We start from the raw sequence: 21,899 nt of genomic DNA, 5'->3' as shown, positions 1-21,899 counted from the left end.
CAGGCAGATGAACATGAAATTGAAAAAGATTCTGGATGATATTCAGAAAACAGAGGATAAGATTGCAGAGCTTCAGGAACATTTGAAACGGCAGAATACTTTAAAACAACAGATGGAAGATATGGAGATTATCAAATCATTTCGTTCTATGAAACTGGACAGCCGGGAGCTGCTGGTACTGCTTGACGGGATTCAGAAAGGAACCGTTATGATTCAGATGAATGAGGACGGCGGTATCACAGTGGAAGATACCAAGGAGACACCCCAAAAAGAAAGCGATAACAGACCACCTGTGGGGCAGGTGGCAGAAAGAGAGGTTTTAGACGATGAGGAATAAAGTGGTAAAGAAACTTCTGATGATTGCTATGGCGGTAACAATGATTTCGGGAACATCCCTTGCTACTGTTTATGCAAATGCAAATCCACCGGCAGAAGAGACAACGACAGCGGTGGTGGAAGAGACAACAACAGAAAAGAGTAAAGATACGGAGAAAGCAGAGGATACGGGAAGAGTTACCGGAGAAAGTAATAATTCTGCTTTTTCTACACCGGGAAATGCCCAGCTTGTAGATGATAAGGAAAATGATGATACAAAACAGTTCCTTACTATCCAGACGAAAAAGGGGAATACTTTTTACATGGTCATTGACCGTTCCAGTAATACAGAGAACGTGTATATGATGTCTCTGGTCGATGAGAACGATCTGGCAGAATTTCTGGATGAAACAGAAAAAGACAAGGAAACTGAAGAATCAACCGTAGTGATCCCGGAAACCACACCGGAGACTACACCAGCAGCAGAGGAGGAAACCGAAGTGAAGAAAGAAGAGAAAAGCGGAATGAATGTGAAAGATCTTGCAGCTATCGTAGTTGTAGCAATCTTAGGCTTTGCAGGAATCGCAGTCTATAAGAAACATGGACGCAGTAAGGACGAAGATTATGTAAGTGAACAGCTTGAATTTTCAGACGGTCCTTATGTAAATGAAGAGGACGATGAAAAAGAAGAATAAGCGTTTTTAAGAGATGGAAACAGTAATAAGGACAGGGGCAGCCAGAAATCTTGGCTGCCTTTTTTGGTAGAAAGGAAAGGATTATGTCTAAATTTTTAGTGATCGCAGAGAAGCCAAGTGTAGCACAAAGTTATGCGAAAAATCTGTCCGCTTATAGGCGAGAAGACGGTTATCTGGAGGGAGAAAGCTGTATCGTCAGCTGGTGTTTAGGACATCTGGCAGAGTATGCACAGCCAGAGGAATATGACCCGAAATATGAAAAATGGCAGTTTGATGATCTGCCAATCCTTCCAGAGGTATGGAAGCTGAAAGTTTCCAAGGATAAAAAGAAGCAGTTTGATGTCTTAAAAGGTCTGATGAACCGAAGCGATGTGGAATATCTGGTCAATGGCTGTGATGCAGGAAGAGAAGGAGAACTGATTTTTCAGAGAGTATATGACCTTGCCGGATGCAGGAAACCAGTGAAACGTCTGTGGATCAGCTCGATGGAAGATGCCGCCATTCAGAAAGGCTTCCAGACAATGAAAAGTGAGGAAGAATACAAGAATCTCTGTATGGCTGCGGTGTGCAGGGCACAGGCTGACTGGCTGATCGGAATGAATGGAACCAGAGCATACACCACGAGATATTTTAAACGATTGGTTGTGGGCAGGGTACAGACCCCAACCCTTGCCATGCTTGCAGAACGGCAGGAGAGGATCGAGCATTTCCAAAAAGAAGCGTTTTATAAGGTAGCACTGACAGATGGAAAACTTACAGTAGTTTCCGAGAACATTGCAAATGAAGAAGCTGCGGATCTGCTGGCAGCGTTATGTAATGGTTCGACCGCTGTGGTCACACAGATGAAGAAGGAAGATAAAAAAGCATTTCCGCCAAGACTTTATGATCTGACAAGTCTGCAGAGAGAAGCCAACCGTTACTTTGGATATACAGCGAAACGCACACTGGATATGTTACAGGAATTATATGAAGAAAAGCTGGTTACTTATCCAAGAACAGACAGCCAGTTTGTAACGGAGGATATGAAAGATTCGGTAGAGGAACTGGTAGGAAAAATGCCAGTATTACTTCCATTTGTAGATTATGGACAGTTGGGGCATGGCATAAAAAGGGTAATCAACAATGCAAAGGTATCTGATCACCATGCGATTCTTCCGACGAAAGAAGCCGTGGAGAAAGGAATTGCTGATTTACCAGCAGATAAAAAGAATCTGATGATGCTGATCTGTCAGCAGCTGGTACAGGCGACCGGAGAAGAGTATCTCTATGAGCAGACGGATATTACGGTAAAGTGCCAGGAACATGATTTTAAAGCCAGAGGGAAGATTCCAGTACAGATGGGATTTAAGGAAGTAGAAAAGGCATTTAAACAGCTGTGTGTCAAAGCGGAACCAGTGGAGGGAAAGGAAAAAGAGACTTCGATTCCTGCTGGGTATGAAGAAGGAATGAGGCTTTTTCCAGTAAAAGCAGAGAAAACCACACATTATACCTCTCCGCCGAAACCATTCAATGAAGATACGCTCCTTGCTGCAATGGAAACAGCCGGTAATAAGGAGTTTGAGTCTGAAACAGAAAAGAAAGGGCTGGGGACTCCGGCAACAAGGGCAAGTATCATTGAAAAATTGGTTTCTTCCGGTTATGCACAGAGAAAGGGTAAGCAGATATTACCAAGTACCGAGGGAAAGGAATTAGTAAAGGTCATGCCAGAGTATCTGAAATCAGCAGTAATGACTGCGGAATGGGAGAACCAGCTGTTGATGATGGAAAAAGGACAGATTACAGATACTCAGTTCATGGGAGAGATTACTTCTCTTGTCCGTAAGATTTTAGAGGTATGCAGGGAGATACCAGAAGAGGAACGCAGGAGATTTCAGACTGCGAGGGAAGTAATCGGCAAATGCCCGGTCTGTGGCTGTGATGTTTTTGAGGGGAAACAGAATTTTTACTGTTCAAACCGTCAGTGTGATTTTGCCCTTTGGAAAGAAAACCGCTTCTTAGGAAGCATGGAGAAAAATCTGGATAAAAAGATGGCAAGAGAACTTCTTGATAAGGCTTGTACCCATGTAAAAGGTCTGTATTCTAAAAAGAAAGATATGAAATTTGATGCAGATCTGTTACTCACACTGGAGGATGGCAAGCCGAGATTCCATCTGGAATTCCCAAAGAAGAAAAAGAAATAAGACAAGGAGGTAAAGCGATATGTCTAAATTACAGGACATCCGGGATCTGGCACAGGAACATGCGGTATCAGTGAGCGGTTCCCCCAGAGACTGGATGGATTATATGGACACAGCATCAAGGTTATACCGTTATTCTTTTTCAGACCAGCTTCTGATCCATGCACAGCATCCGGAAGCAACGGCCTGTGCATCACTGGAATTATGGAATGAAAAGATGTTCCGATGGGTGAACCGTGGTGCAAGGGGAATCGCCCTGCTTGATGAAACAGGACAGCATACCAGACTCCGTTATGTGTTTGATATTTCGGATACCCACATGGTAGCCGGGGGCAGAAGCCCGTATCTGTGGCAGATGCAGGAACACCAGAGAGAAGAGATCCTCACCCATCTGGCAGAGGTCTATGCTCTGGAAGAAAAGGATACAGCAACTTTGCAGGATGCATTGATGGCAGTCGCAAGGGAAATGGTCAGTGATAATCTGGAGGAATACCTGGACGGATTGGAATATGCGGTAGAAGATACTTATCTGGAAGATTTGGATGAGGTGACGATCCGCAGTGATTTCCGTCAGCTGGCAACAGACAGTGTTTACTATATGCTTTCCAGACGATGCGGGCTTGATCCGATGGAGCTTCTGGAAGAAGAGGATTTCATGCATATCACGGACTATAATCGTCTGTCCGTCCTCACATTCCTTGGAAATGCGACAAGCCAGCTCAGTGAAAGTATTCTGATTGATATTGGAAGAACCGTACATAAAATTTCTCTGGGAGAAGCGAGAAAAGAGGTTGAAATTTCCAATGAAAGGAATTATAATAACTTTACCACGTTAATGCGTGAAACTAAAAATCAGGACGTAGAAAACAAAAAAGCAGAAAATATTGAAAATGAAGGAGGAACCGATTATGGAACTGACATATCATCGCAAGGGGGATTACCTGTTTCCGAATCTGACCGTCGAAGAGGAAGAAGTGACGATCGGGAAATACGGGATGCTGCGGAGGACATTTCTGAAAGAACACAAGAACAGTCTTTATCAGAGCCTGTTCCTGACTGGGAAGCTGAACCGTCATCTGGAGCAGATCGAGAAAGCAGCACAGGAGAGAATGGACTGCCAGATGGAGAAATTGCTGGAGAAGAATCCGGCACCGGACAAGGAAGCAGATCCGATGGCATGGACGGCACACATGAACGCACTGATGGCAACAGCGGAAGAGAGCATCTTGACGGAATTGGTATACAGTTAGTCGAAGATACAAGAGAAGATGGATTGAGTAAAGCAGAGGAAGAAATCGCCTCTGCTTTATCTTTGCCCGAATATCCCACCGCAAATGAGCAAAGGCGGCAGATAGAGGAAAGGGCAGCTGCCCTTTATGCCGGGGAGATTCCGATACCAGAGAGCGTTGTCGATGAGATTTTACGGACAGGAGGAAACCGGGCGGGTAGTCAGCTTCGTATCATCTACAATTTTATGAGCGAACAGACCCCGGAGGAATATACGGAGTTTGTGAAACGTGAATACCGAGAAGGCGGAAAAGGGTTTCAGATTGATGGAAATGAATATTCGGTCTGGTTTGATGAAACCGGGATGCAGATTGCAGTAGGGCATACGGTCACAGACCAAATTTTAGATAAGGCATTTTTATCATGGGAAGATGTCAGCGGACGTATCCATCAGCTTTTAGATCAGGGAGAATATGCACCGCAGTCTGTATTGGATGCGGCAAGAAGTAATGCAGTAAAAGAACACGCCCAGGCTCTTGCTTATATGAAAGGGGATATGGCAGAAGGGGTAGCGGAGATTGTCTTTGACGAAGAGGACTTACCACATCTTCGCAGTATTTATCCAGAGATCACGGATTATTTAGAAGAAAAAATAGAAGATCCCCAGTGGCTTTCGGAACTGAATGAAAGACTGGATGCACTGGCAGAAGCCTATGAAATGGACAGTTCCTTTATGCGTTTCCATCATTATAATCCTATAAATATCTCAAAGCAGTTTCAGAAATTTGCACAGGAGGTCATCCCTTATCAGGCAAGAGACGGGTTTGCATGGAAAGAACATCAGATGTTCATTACCCAGGATGAGATTGACGCATTTCTCGCAAAGGGAGGCCCTTATTCTGAAAGCAGGCTCAGAACCTATTCCTTTTATCTGTTACATGAGGATGAAAAAACCAGAACTGATTTTATCAAAGAACAGTATGGAATTGGCGGAGGCAGTCATGCACTGTCAGGGGCAGATGATTCTCATTCAAACTATGATGGAAAAGGATTGTTTCTTGCCAGAGGCAGTTATAGTGATCCACATACTTCGGTTTTATTATCCTGGAAGAAAGTTGCAAGCAGAGTAGCCTATCTGATAAAGAACGACCAGTTCCTGCAGGCAGAAGATTATGTCCATATGCCGGAGTATGAACGGGAGCAGATGGCGAATAAGGTACTTCGTTTTTATGACCGTCTGCCAGAAGAAATGGACAGACCATTTACGGATGACTTTTTCTGGGAAAACCCAAGAAAAGAAATGGTGGCAGTCTTAGAGAATCCAGAGCAGACAGAGGAACTGTTACAGAAGATGGATGCGGCATTGGCAGCTCTGCCATTGGATTTTGAAGCATATGGGACAAACTACCAGCAGAAAACAGAACTTCTTTCGGAACTTCATCAGTATGTAGAGGGTACTTATACGATTTTCCCTACACCGGAAATAGAACCGTCCTTTGCGGAACCATCCGGACATCAGATGACCATGTTTGATTTTCTGGATACCAGGGCAATGACAGATCCAACCGTAGTAGATATGGCAGATGTGGAGGAAGTAGAAGAGAAAGAGGTTACTGCCGAAGAAGCTGTTCCAGAAAGTCAGGAACAGGAAACAACGAAAGATTCTGAGGAACAGGAACAAAATGAACCAGAGGAAGAGATAACAGCTAAAACAGCAGAAGAACTGGCAGAGTCCTGGGATGAGGGCGTTTTTGAGTATCAGGGGTATCACTTTGAAGCAGTAGGAATATTGCCGGAAGGAATAGAGGGGAAAGATCTGGTTGCACAGACCCGTTCCAATACAGAACTGCATTTATCGACCTATCATACAGAAGATTTCCCAAAGTATTCTTATGATGATTTTTATGCAGTCAGCAATGCACCAACTGCCGATGTGTTCCGGTGTCTGGAAACCGGACGCAATTATATTCCCGGAGAAAATGAACTGTTTGGATATGAGGGAGAATTTCAACCATATTTAAAACCGGAAGCAGAAAAGATTGTAACAGAACCGCACAACTTTCGGATTCAGGATAATGACCTTGGAGCAGGTGGTCCGAAAGCAAAGTATAAAGCAAATATGGAAGCTATCCATTTGTTACAGACTTTGGAGAAAGAAGAACGTCTGGCAACACCCGAAGAACAGGAAAGCTTATCCCGTTATGTTGGCTGGGGTGGTATCCCACAGGCATTTGAAGAAAATAACAGCAGCTGGGCAAATGAGTATCTGGAGTTAAAGAATACCTTATCACCGGAAGAGTACAGTGCAGCAAGGGCATCGACCTTAAATGCTTTTTATACGTCCCCGACTGTAATCCGAAGCATGTATGAAGCACTGGAAAATATGGGACTGAAGCAGGGGAATATCCTGGAGCCATCGTGTGGTGTCGGGAACTTTATGGGACTGATCCCGGAGAGTATGAGCAAAGCCAATATGTACGGTGTGGAACTCGACCCGGTTTCGGGCAGGATTGCAAAACAGCTTTACCAGAAAAATAAGATTGCGGTGCAGGGATTTGAGGAAACCAATTACCCAGACAGCTTTTTTGATTGTGTGGTAGGAAATGTTCCGTTTGGAGCATATCAGGTCAGTGACCGCAGATATGACAGGCATCATTTTATGATTCATGATTATTTTATTGCAAAATCCCTTGATCTGGTGCGTCCTGGCGGCGTGGTTGCAGTGGTAACTTCCAGTGGAACGATGGATAAACAGAATCCGGCGGTGAGACAGTATATCGCAAACCGGGCAGAACTGCTTGGAGCCATCCGATTACCCAATAATGCGTTCCAAAGAAATGCCAATACCAGTGTTGTTTCGGATATTTTATTTTTCCAGAAAAGAGACAGGGCATCCATTGAGGAACCGGAATGGTTAAATTTAAAGGAAACTGCAGGAGGATATTCGGTCAATGCTTATTTTGCAGAGCATCCGGAAATGGTGCTTGGTGAGTTTACCACAGAAAGTACCCAGTATGGAAAGCAGGAAGTGACCGTAAAGCCCAAAGAAGGCATTACCTTAGAAGAACAGTTAAAAGAAGCTGTCCAGAATATCCATGGCACAATTACCGAATTGGAACTTTCTGACACGGAACTGGAGGAGGATGTTGTCTCTATCCCGGCAGACCCGGAGGTAAAGAATTTCAGTTTTACTGTGGTAGATGATGAAGTTTATTACCGGGAAAATTCTGTGATGAACCGGATGGAACTTCCGGCTATGACAACGGAGCGTGTCAAAGGCATGGTAAAGATTCGTGATGCAACAAATGAACTGATCCGGTGTCAGATGGAAGAGGGAAGCGATGAACAGATTACAAAGCTGCAGGGGAAACTGAATGAAGAATATGATACGTTTACTGCAAAGTATGGTTTACTCAGCAGCAATGCCAATAAGAGGGCATTTAGTCAGGACAGCAGCTATTGTCTTTTGACTTCTCTGGAATTTCTGGATGACAAGGGAAATCTGAAACGAAAAGCAGATATTTTTACCAAGCGTACAATCCGTCGGGCAGAAACAGTAACTTCCGTGGATACTGCCAGTGAAGCACTTGCGGTTTCCATTGGTGAGAGGGCAGGCGTTGACCTTTCCTATATGGCACAGCTTTCCGGGAAAACAGAAGAGGAGCTTACCGAAGAACTGGCAGGAGTGATCTTTAAGAATCCAATCAGTGAAAAGTGGGAGCCGTCGGATGAATACCTTTCGGGAAATGTAAGGGAGAAGTTGCAGATTGCCAAACAGTTTGTAGAACACCGCCCGGAATATCAGGTGAATGTACAGTATTTGGAGCAGGTACAACCGAAAGATCTGGATGCGTCAGAGATTGAGGCAAGACTTGGAGCAACCTGGATTTCAGAGGATTATATCACACAGTTCATGGCAGAGACATTCCATACTCCAAGATATTATGTAGGGGACAAAATCAAAGTCCAGTATGCAGAAGTGACCGGACAGTGGAATGTCATGGGAAAAAGCGTGGACAGCTATGGAAATGCTCTTGTCACTTCCACTTATGGAACACAGAGAGCCAATGCATACCGCCTTTTGGAAGATGCCTTAAACCTTAGAGATACCAAGATTTATGACACGATACAGGATGCCGATGGGGAACACCGGGAACTGAACCGAAAAGAAACAATGCTGGCACAGCAGAAGCAGGAACTCATCAAAGAGGAATTTAAGGAATGGATATTTAAAGACCTGCACCGACGGGAAGATTTATGTAAGATTTACAATGAACGATTTAACAGTATCCGCCCACGAGAATATGATGGAAGTCATATTCAGTTTGTCGGTATGAATCCAGAGATTACCCTGATGCCGCACCAGAAAAATGCGGTGGCTCATGTATTATATGGAAACAATACGTTACTGGCACACTGCGTAGGAGCAGGAAAAACTTTTCAGATGATCGCTGCTGGTATGGAATCAAAACGGTTGGGACTATCACAGAAGAATCTCTATGTCGTACCAAATCATTTGACAGAGCAATGGGGCAGTGACTTTTTACGTCTTTATCCGGGGGCAAATATCTTAGTGGCAACGAAGAAAGATTTTGAACCGGCAAACCGAAAACGGTTCTGTTCCCGCATTGCGACAGGGGATTATGATGCGGTGATTATCGGACATACGCAGTTTGAGAAAATCCCTCTTTCAAAGGAACGTCAGATTGCCATGTTGGAACAGCAGATTGCAGACATTACATTTTCTATTGAAGAAGCAGCACATCAGGCAGGGCAGAATTATACCATCAAGCAGTTGGAAAAAACAAAGAAGAGTCTGCAGGCAAGAATGAAAAAACTCAATGACCAGACCAGAAAAGATGATGTAGTAACTTTCGAGCAGTTAGGTGTAGACAGGCTGTTTGTGGATGAAAGCCATGGCTTTAAGAACCTCTTTTTATACACAAAAATGCGAAATGTGGCAGGTATTTCACAGACGGATGCACAGAAAAGTTCCGATATGTTTATGAAATGCCGGTACATGGATGAACTGACAGGCGGCAGAGGAATTACTTTTGCAACGGGTACTCCCGTATCGAATAGTATGACGGAACTTTACACCATCATGCGTTATCTTCAGTATGACACACTTATGCGTATGGGTATGGGACACTTTGATTCCTGGGCGGCAACGTTCGGGGAGACAGTAACCGCAATCGAATTATCACCGGAAGGAACGGGCTATCGTGCAAAAACACGGTTTGCCCGTTTTTTTAATCTTCCGGAGCTGATCTCTATTTTTAAAGAAGCTGCGGATATTCAGACATCAGATATGCTGAATCTTCCCGTACCGGAAGCAGAATTTATCAATGAAGTCTTAAAACCAAGTGAAGAACAGCAGGAAATGGTCAGTGCCTTTTCGGAACGTGCGGAAGATGTAAGAGCCGGCCTTGTGAATCCAACGGTAGATAACATGCTTAAGATTGTGCGCTGCTAAGCGCAAAAGTGTATCTCCCCCGCAGGGGGACATTATTAAAAGTGAATAATGGGAACAACCAACCTACCTAGCGAGGAAACTCAAAGGGGACAATCGCATGTTGGTAAAGCGGATAAGGAGTTAATCGCAAGACTTCGACGCTCCGCAAGTTCCGTATCCTATGGTTAAAGCTATACTGCCTGAACCTTAGTTCCGACTTGGTGCAAAGCATCGCCCATCGGAAAGCGATTGATACCGATGTCATTGTATGCTCGTTGTTGTTGATTTTGGACGAGTAACTTTTTGCAATGAAAGAGCGCACAGTGAGTGCGAATAAAGGGACGAACAAGGAACCTAAGGGATACTCGATACGTATACTTTTGACGAATAGCAGGATTGCCTAAAGGGGGAGACCCCCATGGTAACGGAGTCACCATAGTAGTCCGAGCAAGGGAAAGCCTTGTACATGGCGAAGGGTGACAGGTAATTTCGATTAGTTAGAAAGGAGTAGGTGCGTGAGATGCGTACAGCCAAAACTGTTTTAACGGTCATTCAAGAACGTGGAAAACAAAAGAAACCTATTGAAAGAGTTTACAAGCTCTTATTTAACCGTGAATTATATCTGAATGCCTATGCTAAGTTATACCCGAATAACGGAGCAATGACAAAGGGTGTTACAGATGAAACGGTAGATGGAATGTCCATTCAGAAAATAGACAGAATGATTGAAATACTCCGTGAGGAGAAATATCAATGGAAACCAGCAAGACGGGAATATATCAAAAAGAAAAATGGTAAGAAGCGTCCGCTGGGGATTCCTGTATGGGGAGATAAAGTATTGCAGGAAGTAATGCGTCAGATTTTAGAAGCGTATTATGAGCCACAGTTTAGTGAACATTCCCATGGTTTTCGTCCAAACAGAGGATGTCATACAGCACTACAAGAAATACAGGTATGGAAAGGAACTCGTTGGTTTATTGAGGGAGACATTTCTCAATACTTTGATACAATCGACCATAAAATTTTACTGGAAATACTTGCAAGAAATATTCATGATGGAAGATTTATCCGTCTGGTATCGAATATGTTAGAAGCTGGATACTTGGAAGAATGGAAATTCAATCAGACAATCAGCGGTGTGCCTCAGGGCGGAGTTATCAGTCCGATACTGGCTAATATTTATCTCAACGAATTTGATAATTGGATTGAAGAAGTCTTAATCCCAAAATACACAAAAGGAAAAAGGCAGAAATCTAATCCAGAATATAACAAGTTGACCGCTGAAATCCAAAAACTCAGAAAGGAGGGAGATGCAAAGACAGCCCATCAGCTTGTGGTTGAACGCAGAAAAATACCTTCTGTTAATACGCAAGATGAGAATTATCGCAGATTGCGCTATGTGAGATATGCGGATGATTTTCTACTTGGATTCACTGGCTCTAAAGCAGATGCAGAAGAAATAAAAGCAGAAATAGGAAGATTTCTAAAAGAGAAATTAAATCTGATAATGTCAGAAGAAAAGACTCTAATAACAAATGCAGGCAGTCAGGCGGCAAAGTTTCTTGGATATGAAATCAAAGCACAAAGGGTCAATGACTATATTGACCCAAAGGGGCGCAGAGGAGCAAATGGAGCAATCGCACTATTAGTCCCTGCAAAAGTAATTGAAGAAAAATGCAAGAAATATATGAAACGTGGAAAAGCAACTCACAGGAATAATCTTCTGCAAGATGATGATTTTTCTATTGTACAGACATATCAGCAAGAGTACAGAGGACTGGTGCAGTATTATATTCTCGCACAAAATTTGTCTTGGTTCTCGAAGTTGTACTGGTATATGGAAACTTCATTATTGAAAACTCTTGCGTGTAAACACAGGTCATCTATCAATAAGCAAAAGGCTAAGTATAGAACAACCATAACAAGTACAAGTGGAAAAACAGTTCCGTGTCTGCAAGTTGTAGTAGAACGTCCTAATAAAAAGCCATTAGTTGCGACATGGGGAGGAATTTCTCTTGTGCATAAACGAAAAGCTGTTATAGAGGATATACCATATAAGGTATATGGTGGGCGAACAGAATTAGTTAAAAGACTGTTGGCAGAGAAGTGTGAATTATGTGGAAGTACTAAAAATATAGAGGTACATCATATAAGAAAACTTGCAGATTTAAAGAAGAAAGGACAGGCAGAAGTACCTAAATGGGTACAGATAATGTCTGCCAGAAAAAGAAAAACGCTTGTGGTATGTCGGGAATGCCATGTAGCAATCCACAATGGTAATATAACCAAAAGTTCTTGAAATGGAATTACTGGGGAGCCGGATGATGCGAAAGTATCACGTCCGGTTCTGAGGGGGGATAACGGAAAAGGAGCTATTGCTACCTCGCCGGTATCCTACCCGACACCAATGACGGAAGAAAATGTGCATTGGATCAGAGGTTGTTAAATGAACTTCTACCGGATGCAGAAAAAAGCAAGGTCAATACCTGCGTGGAAAATGCTTTTCAGGTATGGGATGAGGGAAAAGCAGACAGGACAACACAGCTGATCTTCTGTGACCTGTCTACTCCAAAAGGGGATGGGACTTTCAACGTATATGATGATGTCCGGAACAAACTGGTTGCCAGAGGAATTCCAAAAGAAGAGATTGCTTTTATCCATGAATACAACACGGAGGCAAAGAAAGCAGATCTGTTTGCAAAGGTACGGGCCGGGCAGGTGAGAATCCTTATGGGTTCCACTCCGAAACTTGGTGCAGGTACGAACGTGCAGGACAGACTAATCGCTCTCCATCATCTTGACTGTCCATGGAAACCATCCGATCTGGAACAGCAGGAAGGGCGTATTTTAAGGCAGGGAAACCAGAATGAGAAGGTAAAGATATTCCGGTATGTGACGGAGAACACTTTTGATGCGTATATGTGGCAGATTTTGGAGAATAAGCAGAAGTTCATCAGTCAGATCATGACCAGTAAATCCCCGGTCAGAGCTTGTGAAGATGTGGATGATACGGCACTGTCCTATGCAGAGATCAAGGCACTTGCTACAGGAAATCCGTATATTAAGGAAAAAATGGATCTGGATGTGCAGGTGAGTAAGCTGAAACTCTTAAAGGCAAACCATACCAGTCAGATTTACCGTCTGGAATCCGATATTGCAAAGAATTTCCCGGTACAGATCAGTGCATTGAAAGAACGGATTGCCGGGATGCAGGTGGATTCGCAGGTAGTAAAAAGCGTGGATTTACAGGATAATGACACATTTGCCATGACGGTAGGAAATGTCCTTTATGAAGATAAGAAAGAAGCAGGCGAAGCGTTGATCGCTGCCTGTGCAGGGCTAAAAACCGTTAGCACCGGCGGAAAGGTCGGGGAATATCATGGGTTTACTTTATCTGCTTCCTACAATATGTTCTCCAATGCATTTGAACTGACGGTCAAAGGAAAATGTTCTTATAAGCTGGAAATCGGAAAAGACCCGGTAGGAAATATGCAGCGTATCCATAACACCCTTTCTTCCATTGACAGGAAGCTGACGGAAAGTGAGCAGAAATTGGAAACCGTACAACAGCAGCTTGCTACTGCACAGGAAGAGGTAAAGAAACCATTCCCGAAAGAAGCAGAGCTGAATGAAAAGATGGAACGGTTATCCGAGTTAAATGCATTGCTGAACATGGATGAAAAGGGTAATGAGACGATTATGGCAGATGAGGATATTGGCAGAGAAGGAAGTAGCACAGATAGCAGGGATACTGTAGAAGAAAAAGAACTTCCGGAAACAGCAGACAGAATCCATAAGCCATCTATTCTGGAACGCTTAAAGCAGGAGAAGGCACAGCAGAATACAGCGGAACAGCCACCTGTACAGAAAGCTGCAAAGAAAAAACACGAACAGGAGTTATAAAAGATTTCCCGTCAGAGTTTTCTCTGGCGGGGACATAAAATGGAGGGTTTGTTTATGGCAAATAATATAGAAAAACAGTTAAAAGAAATATCGGAACGGCTGGAGCAGGGAGTAAAAGAGATCTTTACTTCGGAGAGATATACCGAATATCTGAATACCATGTCCAAGTTCCACAATTACAGTTTTAATAATACGCTGCTGATCACCATGCAGAAACCGGAAGCAACACTGGTGGCAGGGTATCAGGCATGGCAGAAGAAATTTAACCGTCATGTAAAACGTGGAGAGAAAGGAATCCAGATTATTGCACCGACACCAGTAAGAGAAAAACAGGAGATTGAAAAGATTGACCCGGATACACAGGAACCAATCATTGGTGAAGATGGACAACCAGAAACAGAGATTGTGGAAATGATTATCCCAAGATTTCGGGTAGCGACAGTATTTGATGTCAGCCAGACAGAAGGAGAACCGATCGCAGAACTGGAGGTGCCGGAGCTTACCGGAAGTGTACAGTTTTATGATACATTCATGCAGGCATTGCAGAGTGTTTCGCCTGTACCGATCCGCATGATGAATGTGGAAGGGGATGCAAAAGGTTATTATCACCAGACAGAAAAATATATTGCGATAAAGGAAGATATGAGTAATGTCCAGACCATGAAAACAGGAGTCCATGAGGTGAGCCACGCATTGCTGCATGACCGGGAGGTAATGGATGCGGAAGGAATTTTAAAAGACCGGACAACAAAAGAAGTAGAAGCGGAGAGTATTGCCTATATTGTCTGCAATCACTTTGGTCTGGATACTTCAGAATATTCGTTTACCTATATCGCCAGCTGGTGCGAGAGCAGGGATATGAAGGCATTGAAAGCATCAATGGATACCATACGAAAAACATCTTCAGAAGTCGTTGAGAATATCGAGGCACAGATGCACGAGTTGGAAATGGAAAGACCAATCCGGGATACCTTCCATAAGGAAGATTTGATCCTGCATCTTTCGGGCAACATGGGTTCCGAGTTTACTTATAATCTGATCGAAAATATGAGCAGGGAACAGTTAGAACAGAATGTGGAAGAATATGTCAGCCTTCTGGAAAGTGGTGAGATAGAGGAGAATGAGAAACCTCTGGAAAGTTTTCTGGAAGAAAAAGGTGCTGCCGTCACACCACTGTATGACAGCAGTGGGCACGGAGAGAACTATCCGATTGATTTTTATGATGTGGAGTATGATGCTGACACAGGAGTTACTTCTTTTTCTGATCTTTCTCCGAAAGAGCAGGCAGAGATGATTGTGCAAAAAGCAGAGTTTCCAAGAAATATTTTTTCAGAAGAAGAAAAGGCATTTGTAAATGAATATGCGGAAACTTTCCCCGGACAGGTGGAAAGACTGAATGACCTGGTATGGGATATGAGGGAATCTTACGATGAAGCTGGTTCAAAGCTGGTGTATGAAGTGATTCAGGCAGCAAGGGCAAACTTCCCAGCCAAGGAACCAGAGATTGCAGAAGAAACAGCCATGCAGTATGCTCACCGTCTGATTGAAACGGCAGAAGCTGCCAATACGGGAAACTTCACAGATTCCCAGAGAAATCTTATTGTGAATTTTGCATATAAGATGGATGACAAAGACGAAGTGCTTGGACTGGTGAACCGTATGATGACTGCAATCCGCAGACCGGGAAGTGAATATACGAGAAGCCTTATGAATGAAACACAGGCACAGCTTGACAATTTCCCAGATGGCATGATCGGTTTTACAGAAATGCACGAAGCAGGAATCCGCCTGGAACACATGTATCCTCTTGAAAAAAACAGGGCAGTAGAATTGTATCGTGAGGGTGCGGAAGTTTTTCTCTTACATGGAAATCCAGACAATCCAGAGCAGGCAGGACAGATTCTTGCAGAAACAGAAAATGCAATCCTGGGACATGACGGTATTTTTGGTATTACGGAAGCAGAATGGGAAGTACATAAAGAAAGAGAAGCAGCTGCCGCCAGACAGGAAAAACTGGAACAGGACAGTGCGGAAAAGATTGATGAGACACTTCTTCTGCATGGAGAAAGCAGAAGGTTTGCCATTTATCAGATGGATAGTGGAGATGAGCATACTTATCAGTTTATGGGAATAGAATCCGCAAAGAGTCTGGGCTATACCATTGACGGAAAGGATTACCGGATGGTTTATGCAGCACCGTGGATGCCAACGATCACGTTAGACAATATATTTGAACGCTTTAACATTGACCGACCGGAAGATTTCCGTGGTCATTCCTTATCGGTAAGTGATGTGATCGTGATAAACAGGGGTGCAGAGATTACAGCCTATTATGTAGATTCTTTTGGATTTCAGGAACTTCCAGAGTTTGTCCAGCAGAGAATGAACATGCTGGAACATAATTCCGTCAGGGCATATCCGCCAGTTTATAAAGGAACATTGGAACAGGCAATGGGAGAACGGGATGTGGATGCTTATCTGGATTCCAGAAAGTTAAACCTGGACTGTAAGAAAGCAATCGAAGAAGCCATCCGGGAGAATTTTGACGGGCTGCACTTAAAGCAGGATGCGGCAAAAGAAGTCGTGGAACGCTTCGGGGAAGAACGTATGAATTTTGTTATGGCAAATACCATCCGTGAACTTTCCCATGATGGAAGATTTTCCAGACAGAACAAAGACTGGGCGGAGCATATCGAAGTCCCGGAAAATGTCAGCCGGGGTAGAAATCTGAACCTGGATTATGTGATCGAAAGCCACCCGGCAGTTTTAGATGGGTTTATCGACATGGCAAGAGCTGAGATCCGGATGCAGAGGATAGAACAGGCGATAGGAGAAAACGAAGTGACAATCACGGCAGAGACAAGAGGATATGAAGCAGAAGGACATAACGGGACATGGCATACGGTTGATGAAAAGGAATATGCGGGGGAGAAGTTCTTCTTAATGGAACATGATGAATTTGGCTCCGATGTGGCAGGAATTATCGTAGCAGAAAATGGACAGCTTGTAGCGGAGGATTTATGGAATGGGTTTGATGCAGGAGCGTTAGAAGCTGTATCAGAATATTTGCAGGAAAATGGAACAACACTTTATGACTTGACGGAATTCCCGAAAGATTCTGTTGTAACCCTGCGGAGTGGACAGACACTTACAATCGAAGAAATACAGGCAGTACAGAAAGATACCTGGGAAGAAACGATGGCAGGAAAAAATGAATCTGGAACGGATGTCCGGTTTAATTTCCATGCAGTCAGTGAGGTGCAGCTGCCAGAAGGCATAAAGTTGAAAATGCCAGAGATTCATTACGTTGATAATTTTTATGTGATGGAAGATGTAAATGCAGAGGGTGTAGTAAAAGTAAACCGGTATGAATCACTGGATGAAGCGATGCAGGAATATTTACGCCTGCCAAATCATCAGGAAAAAGTGCTTGGTATCCAGAATACGGAAACAATGCAGGAAAGCATAGATTTTATCCGATGTGAAAACGGAATAGATCAGCTGACCCATGCATATGAACAGATCGGAGGGTGGCTGAATCCGGAAATATATGAAGCGGTAAATAAAATGGAAAATATGCTGGACTGGAATGAGGTACAGATTGCATATCAGATTGGAAAACAATACTTTACAATCCAGACTGCAGAAGATGGCTATGATTATACATTTTACAATGAAGATTATCAGGAGGATGATGGAGGAATCTATGACAATCCGACAATTTATGTAGATGAAGCTGCCAGTGATATTTTGGAAGATAAAGGGTACTCATTGGAAGACGCAAAAGTAGTGGATTATGAAGAATTGATGGCAGATGTGGAAGAAGTTCAGGAAGAACAGATGCAGCGGATACAATTAGAAAAAAACTGCCCGGCAAGTATTTTTGAAGGATTTCGCAGGGGAGAAGCAATGCAAACCTATGAAGGAATCGCAATGCAGTTTACCGAGAGTAAAGGGTATCTGACCATACAGGCAACGGAAGAAGGATATTCGTTTATTTTTTATGACTCTGATCTGCATGAAATCCAGAGTGGTGATTACGATAATCCAGACGCATCCATTCAGGAAGCTGCTTATGAAATCCTTAAAAGTGAAAGAATGGATGACCTGGAATGTGTCAAAGTGGATTATAAAGAATTTGAAGAAATGACGATCCAGCACTCTAAGGATTTATTGCAGGAGGGGGAACTTCGTGCGACTTCTGAGATTGGAAGAAATGAACTGGCATTAAATAGCCTGAGAAGGGCAGAAGTTGAAAGAGGTGTCCTGTATCATGCACAGGCAGTATTAGAAGATATGGGAATGGAACAGGAGGTAGAGCTGCTTGCTGCAAGAGTGTATGGTTCCAGAAGCAGACAAGACCTTTACCGGGAAGATTCTGACCTTGATGTAGTGCTTTCTTATCGTGGCAATATCCATGAAGACAGTTTCTTCAATGAATTAAATGCTCATGGTATAGCAATGGCAGGTATTAAGGTGGACATCAATCCTATCGCAGAAGAAAGAATCACTTTGGCAGAATATATGAAGGAAGCAGATGCTTACCTTGATCAGCAGGAGATCAAAAAGCTGGCGGCTGATTTAGATAATTTCAGCTATGAATATGACACTTATGAATATAAAGATACCGTTGAGAACAGGGAAGAACAGGTGGAGAAAATCACAGAGGACATTTTGAATAAGAAAACAGAGTGTTTAAAGGACTGGCTCGTTGAAGTATCGGAAGAATCTGATATAGACAGTGATGTGATAACTGCCCGGTCATTACTTTCCCGTCTGGAAAATGCAGAAACCCTTTCTATCTTTACCAGACAGCCTGAGCAGGAACAGCCAGAAGCTACGATCAGTTTCTATGTAGCAGAGTGCATGGAGTTCCCGGTCATGGGTGAGTACCATAATAATCTTACTCTGGAAGAAGCGATTAAGATTTATGAAAGTATTCCGGCAGATCGACTACATGGAGGCAAAGGGATTGGTTTTGACCTGCAGGACGGGGATAAGGATTATTCCGGGGAATATGAACTGATGTGTTGGGATAGAGTGGACAGGGAACTGATAGATATGATTCCTCATTATAAGGAAAGCCCATTGGTACAGAAAGCAATTAACGATATGGAAAAGTATCTGAATGAGAAACATGGAAAAGTGCAGGAAGCAGAACAGACCGTGGAAGTGAAACAGGAAGTTTCAGAAACACCAGTCAAGAAAGAATCCATATCAGTAGAACCGAACCGGGAACAAAACAAAGAGCCTGCAAAGGGTGAAAAAGGGGAACTGAAAAAATCTGTGCTGCAGTCGTTAAAAGAGTTTCAGGCAAGGGCAAAAGCACAGGAGCAGAAAAATAAAGAAGCAGAAAAACCTAAAGCACATAAGAAGGGGGATGTAGAATTATGATGGATCTGGCAATGAACTTTGATACAGACGAATGTTTAGTAACGGCAATGTTTGATAAAGGAAACAGAAATGACACGATGGAAGCCATCGACAATATCATTCCATTTCTGAAAGGGGATGCGGATATGATCGGGCTGGTCTGCAATACCATAAGAAAGTTGTTCTGCATGAGTGACGAAGGCTATGAGATTTTTCTTATGGATCTGGAAGATTATAAAGCGGAACTGGAAGAGGAGGACGAGGAATGAGTACAAGTCAGTGTGCAGTATATCAGGTAAAAGAAACACCAGAGTACCGGGATGTTCGTTTCCGTTCTTATGAAAAGCTGAGAAGCGAAGGAAAGAGCGTCAGCATTGAGAACTATCAGCAGGTGTACATTGGAAGAATCCAGCCGGGGGAAACTCCGGCGGATATAAAAATACGCCTGCAGAAACAACGACCGAAGAACTTCAAAGGTCATTCCATCGGATGCAGCGATGTTCTGGTTATCACAGATGAGGGAAAAACCACAGCTTACTATATTAATAAAGACGGATTCATCATTGTTCCAGAATTTCTCACAATCAAAAATTCCTCTGATACCAGACTTTCCATTGATACAACGGGATATGAAATCGAAGGAAAGAAAGGTACATGGCTTGCTCAGGATTATATTTTGATGAATGAGAAAAAATGGTTTCTGATGGAACATGAAGAGTATGGGACAAGAGCCGCCTATGTGATTCTCAGTGAAGACGGAGCAGTAGTTATGAATGACTGTTACAATGGCTTTGACGAAGAAGCAAGAAGGAACATTCAGAACTTTATGCAGCAACAGGCAGCAAAAGAACAGGAACAGCAAAGGCAACAGCAGGTGCAATCACAAATGCAGCTGAATCAGACACAAAAGCCACAAGAACAGCAGAAAAAGAAACCAGAGCTGGCAAACTGGCAGAAGGTCATGGACAATGGAGAATATCTTCGCAGTGCAGAGATGGCAGAAGAAGCCAACTACAACATGATTGATGGACTGATGAACAATACTCCGAAGAAAAAAGACAAAAATGCTCCCCGGAGATCAGTGCTGAAGCGGCTTCGTAAGCATCAGCAAAAGATAGCCAGTCAGGGCAAAGGACAACCACAGCAACAGGACGCCACTGAAAAAGTGGTCGTAAAATCATATATCTGATATAATTAAGGTATCATAATTGTCGGAGGTTGAAATGTTATCATCCCAACTTAAACTTAGCCTTAGTTATTATTCAGATTTATATGACATGATTGTTCCAAAAGATCATATTCTAAGAAAAATCAGGGAATTGGTCGATTTTTCTTTTATATATGATGAATTAAAAAATAAATATTGCCTTGATAATGGACGTAATGCAAAAAATCCTATATTGCTATTTAAATATCTGCTTTTAAAATATCTTTATAACCTTTCTGATAATGGTGTTGTTGAAAGATCACGATATGATATGTCTTTTAAATATTTTCTGGAATTAACGCCAGAAGAAGAGGTTATCCATCCTAGTCTTTTAACCAAATTCAGAAAGCAGCGTTTAAAAGATGAAAATATACTTGATCTGCTCATAAATAAAAGTGTAGAACTTGCCATAAATCAAGGTGTTTTAAAAAGCAATACTATAATTGTTGACTCAACTCATACAGAAGCCCGTTATCATAAAACTACTCAGAGAGAAATGTTGAAAAAAGCCTCTACTTCTTTAAAAGTAGCTTTAAAAGATTCTGATAAAGACATTTATCTGCCAGATGAACCTGAAAAACGAGCTTCTTTAGATGAGTATAATGAATACTGTCATGAATTATTAAACACAGTTCAGGAAAGTCCGTATTCAGAACTGCCAACGATTAAAGAAGAATCTTCTATGTTATCCGAAATTTTGGATAATCAGATTGATTGTTATGATCAATCCATTGACCCGGATGCCCGGATTGGCCATAAAACGGTCAATTCTTCTTTTTACGGATACAAAACTCATTTGGCCATGACAGATGAACGGATTATCACTGCAGCAACAATCACATCCGGCGAAGCATTTGATGGTCAGGAACTTCCAGTACTGGTTCAAAAAAGTAAAGCAGCAGGTGCAACCGTTAATGAAGTAATAGCAGATACCGCATATTCCACACTGGAAAATTTAAAAGATGCACAAAGCAATGACTATAAATTAATTTCAAAGCTTAACCCGAGCATCATAAAAGGGACTCGTTCAGAGGACGGCTTTATCTTTAATAAAGATGCGGATACCATGCAGTGCCCAGCAGGGCATTTGGCTATAAAATATCGAATTGACAAACGTAGTAATCAGAAAAAGAATACACGTATCAAATATTTTTTCGATATTAATAAATGCCATGTCTGTCCTTATCGTAATGGCTGCTATAAAGAAAATGCAAAAACCAAAACGTATAGTATCACTATTAAATCGGATTATCATAAAAATCAAGAGGCGTTTCAAAAAACACAATATTTCAAGGAACGTTTCAAAACCCGCTATATGATAGAGGCAAAAAATAGTGAATTAAAAAATATACACGGATATAGTCGTTGTGATGCTGCTGGACTATCAAACATGCAACTTCAAGGAGCAGTATCAATATTTGCAGTCAATTTAAAACGAATTTTAAAACTAAAGGGAGAAGTCTGCCCAAATGAGAAAAAATAGGAAAATTCATCTCTCAAAAGGGTAGATTTTGCATCCCTCAAAACACTATTTTAGCAATATTTTA

General features: G+C 42.5%; 9 protein-coding genes and 1 pseudogene. All 10 read left to right on the top strand.

Translation table 11 applies throughout. The annotated features are described in order from the left end of the window. The first annotated feature begins 7 nt into the window (after positions 1-7). The 10 genes and pseudogenes from NE638_RS12090 to NE638_RS12040 all read left to right on the top strand — a co-directional run bounded on the left by NE638_RS12090 (position 8) and on the right by NE638_RS12040 (position 21,835). Positions 8-337 carry a DUF4315 family protein gene (locus NE638_RS12090; RefSeq protein ID WP_055056585.1) on the top strand — a complete coding sequence of 110 codons (330 nt, stop codon included), beginning with the start codon at positions 8-10 and terminating at the stop codon, positions 335-337. Beyond that, positions 327-1,010, top strand: a complete 684-nt coding sequence (locus tag NE638_RS12085; RefSeq protein ID WP_173706488.1) for a CD1107 family mobile element protein — start codon at positions 327-329, stop codon at positions 1,008-1,010. The genes NE638_RS12090 and NE638_RS12085 overlap by 11 nt, the downstream gene beginning before the upstream one ends. A gap of 83 nt (positions 1,011-1,093) precedes the next feature. Next, positions 1,094-3,190, top strand: a complete 2,097-nt coding sequence (locus NE638_RS12080; protein WP_173706489.1) for a DNA topoisomerase 3 — start codon at positions 1,094-1,096, stop codon at positions 3,188-3,190. 19 nt (positions 3,191-3,209) lie between these two features. Next, entirely contained in the window at positions 3,210-9,890 is a 6,681-nt protein-coding gene (locus NE638_RS12070; protein WP_330597985.1) for an SNF2-related protein, read from the top strand. A 499-nt stretch (positions 9,891-10,389) separates the two neighbouring features. Beyond that, positions 10,390-12,168 (top strand): reverse transcriptase/maturase family protein, encoded by a 1,779-nt coding sequence (locus tag NE638_RS12065; protein ID WP_173706490.1) that lies wholly within the window; start codon positions 10,390-10,392, stop codon positions 12,166-12,168. A 92-nt stretch (positions 12,169-12,260) separates the two neighbouring features. Continuing rightward, positions 12,261-13,772: pseudogene (locus NE638_RS12060) on the top strand (DNA methylase); the annotation flags it as partial. 54 nt (positions 13,773-13,826) lie between these two features. Next, positions 13,827-19,166 carry a DUF3849 domain-containing protein gene (locus tag NE638_RS12055; protein ID WP_173706491.1) on the top strand — a complete coding sequence of 1,780 codons (5,340 nt, stop codon included), beginning with the start codon at positions 13,827-13,829 and terminating at the stop codon, positions 19,164-19,166. Continuing rightward, positions 19,163-19,414, top strand: a complete 252-nt coding sequence (locus tag NE638_RS12050) for a transposon-transfer assisting family protein (RefSeq protein ID WP_055056601.1) — start codon at positions 19,163-19,165, stop codon at positions 19,412-19,414. Before NE638_RS12055 ends, NE638_RS12050 begins: the two co-directional genes overlap by 4 nt. Further along, entirely contained in the window at positions 19,411-20,334 is a 924-nt protein-coding gene (locus tag NE638_RS12045) for a YodL domain-containing protein (protein WP_173706492.1), read from the top strand. Before NE638_RS12050 ends, NE638_RS12045 begins: the two co-directional genes overlap by 4 nt. Positions 20,335-20,368: 34 nt before the next feature. Beyond that, positions 20,369-21,835 (top strand): IS1182 family transposase, encoded by a 1,467-nt coding sequence (locus NE638_RS12040; protein ID WP_044923714.1) that lies wholly within the window; start codon positions 20,369-20,371, stop codon positions 21,833-21,835. Positions 21,836-21,899: the final 64 nt, after the last annotated feature.

Source organism: Blautia sp. MSK.18.38, from assembly GCF_024460535.1.
In the GTDB taxonomy this organism is placed as follows: domain Bacteria; phylum Bacillota; class Clostridia; order Lachnospirales; family Lachnospiraceae; genus Blautia_A; species Blautia_A fusiformis.
The sequence above is the reverse complement of the archived record's forward strand: the minus strand, read 5'-3'. Positions and strand labels throughout refer to the sequence as shown.

Bases quoted from the DNA above. Each gene is read 5' to 3' on its own strand.
- NE638_RS12090 (WP_055056585.1), top strand. From the start codon at position 8: ATGAACATGAAATTGAAAAAGATTCTGGATGATATTCAGAAAACAGAG.
- NE638_RS12085 (WP_173706488.1), top strand. From the start codon at position 327: ATGAGGAATAAAGTGGTAAAGAAACTTCTGATGATTGCTATGGCGGTA.
- NE638_RS12080 (WP_173706489.1), top strand. From the start codon at position 1,094: ATGTCTAAATTTTTAGTGATCGCAGAGAAGCCAAGTGTAGCACAAAGT.
- NE638_RS12070 (WP_330597985.1), top strand. From the start codon at position 3,210: ATGTCTAAATTACAGGACATCCGGGATCTGGCACAGGAACATGCGGTA.
- NE638_RS12065 (WP_173706490.1), top strand. From the start codon at position 10,390: ATGCGTACAGCCAAAACTGTTTTAACGGTCATTCAAGAACGTGGAAAA.
- NE638_RS12055 (WP_173706491.1), top strand. From the start codon at position 13,827: ATGGCAAATAATATAGAAAAACAGTTAAAAGAAATATCGGAACGGCTG.
- NE638_RS12050 (WP_055056601.1), top strand. From the start codon at position 19,163: ATGATGGATCTGGCAATGAACTTTGATACAGACGAATGTTTAGTAACG.
- NE638_RS12045 (WP_173706492.1), top strand. From the start codon at position 19,411: ATGAGTACAAGTCAGTGTGCAGTATATCAGGTAAAAGAAACACCAGAG.
- NE638_RS12040 (WP_044923714.1), top strand. From the start codon at position 20,369: ATGTTATCATCCCAACTTAAACTTAGCCTTAGTTATTATTCAGATTTA.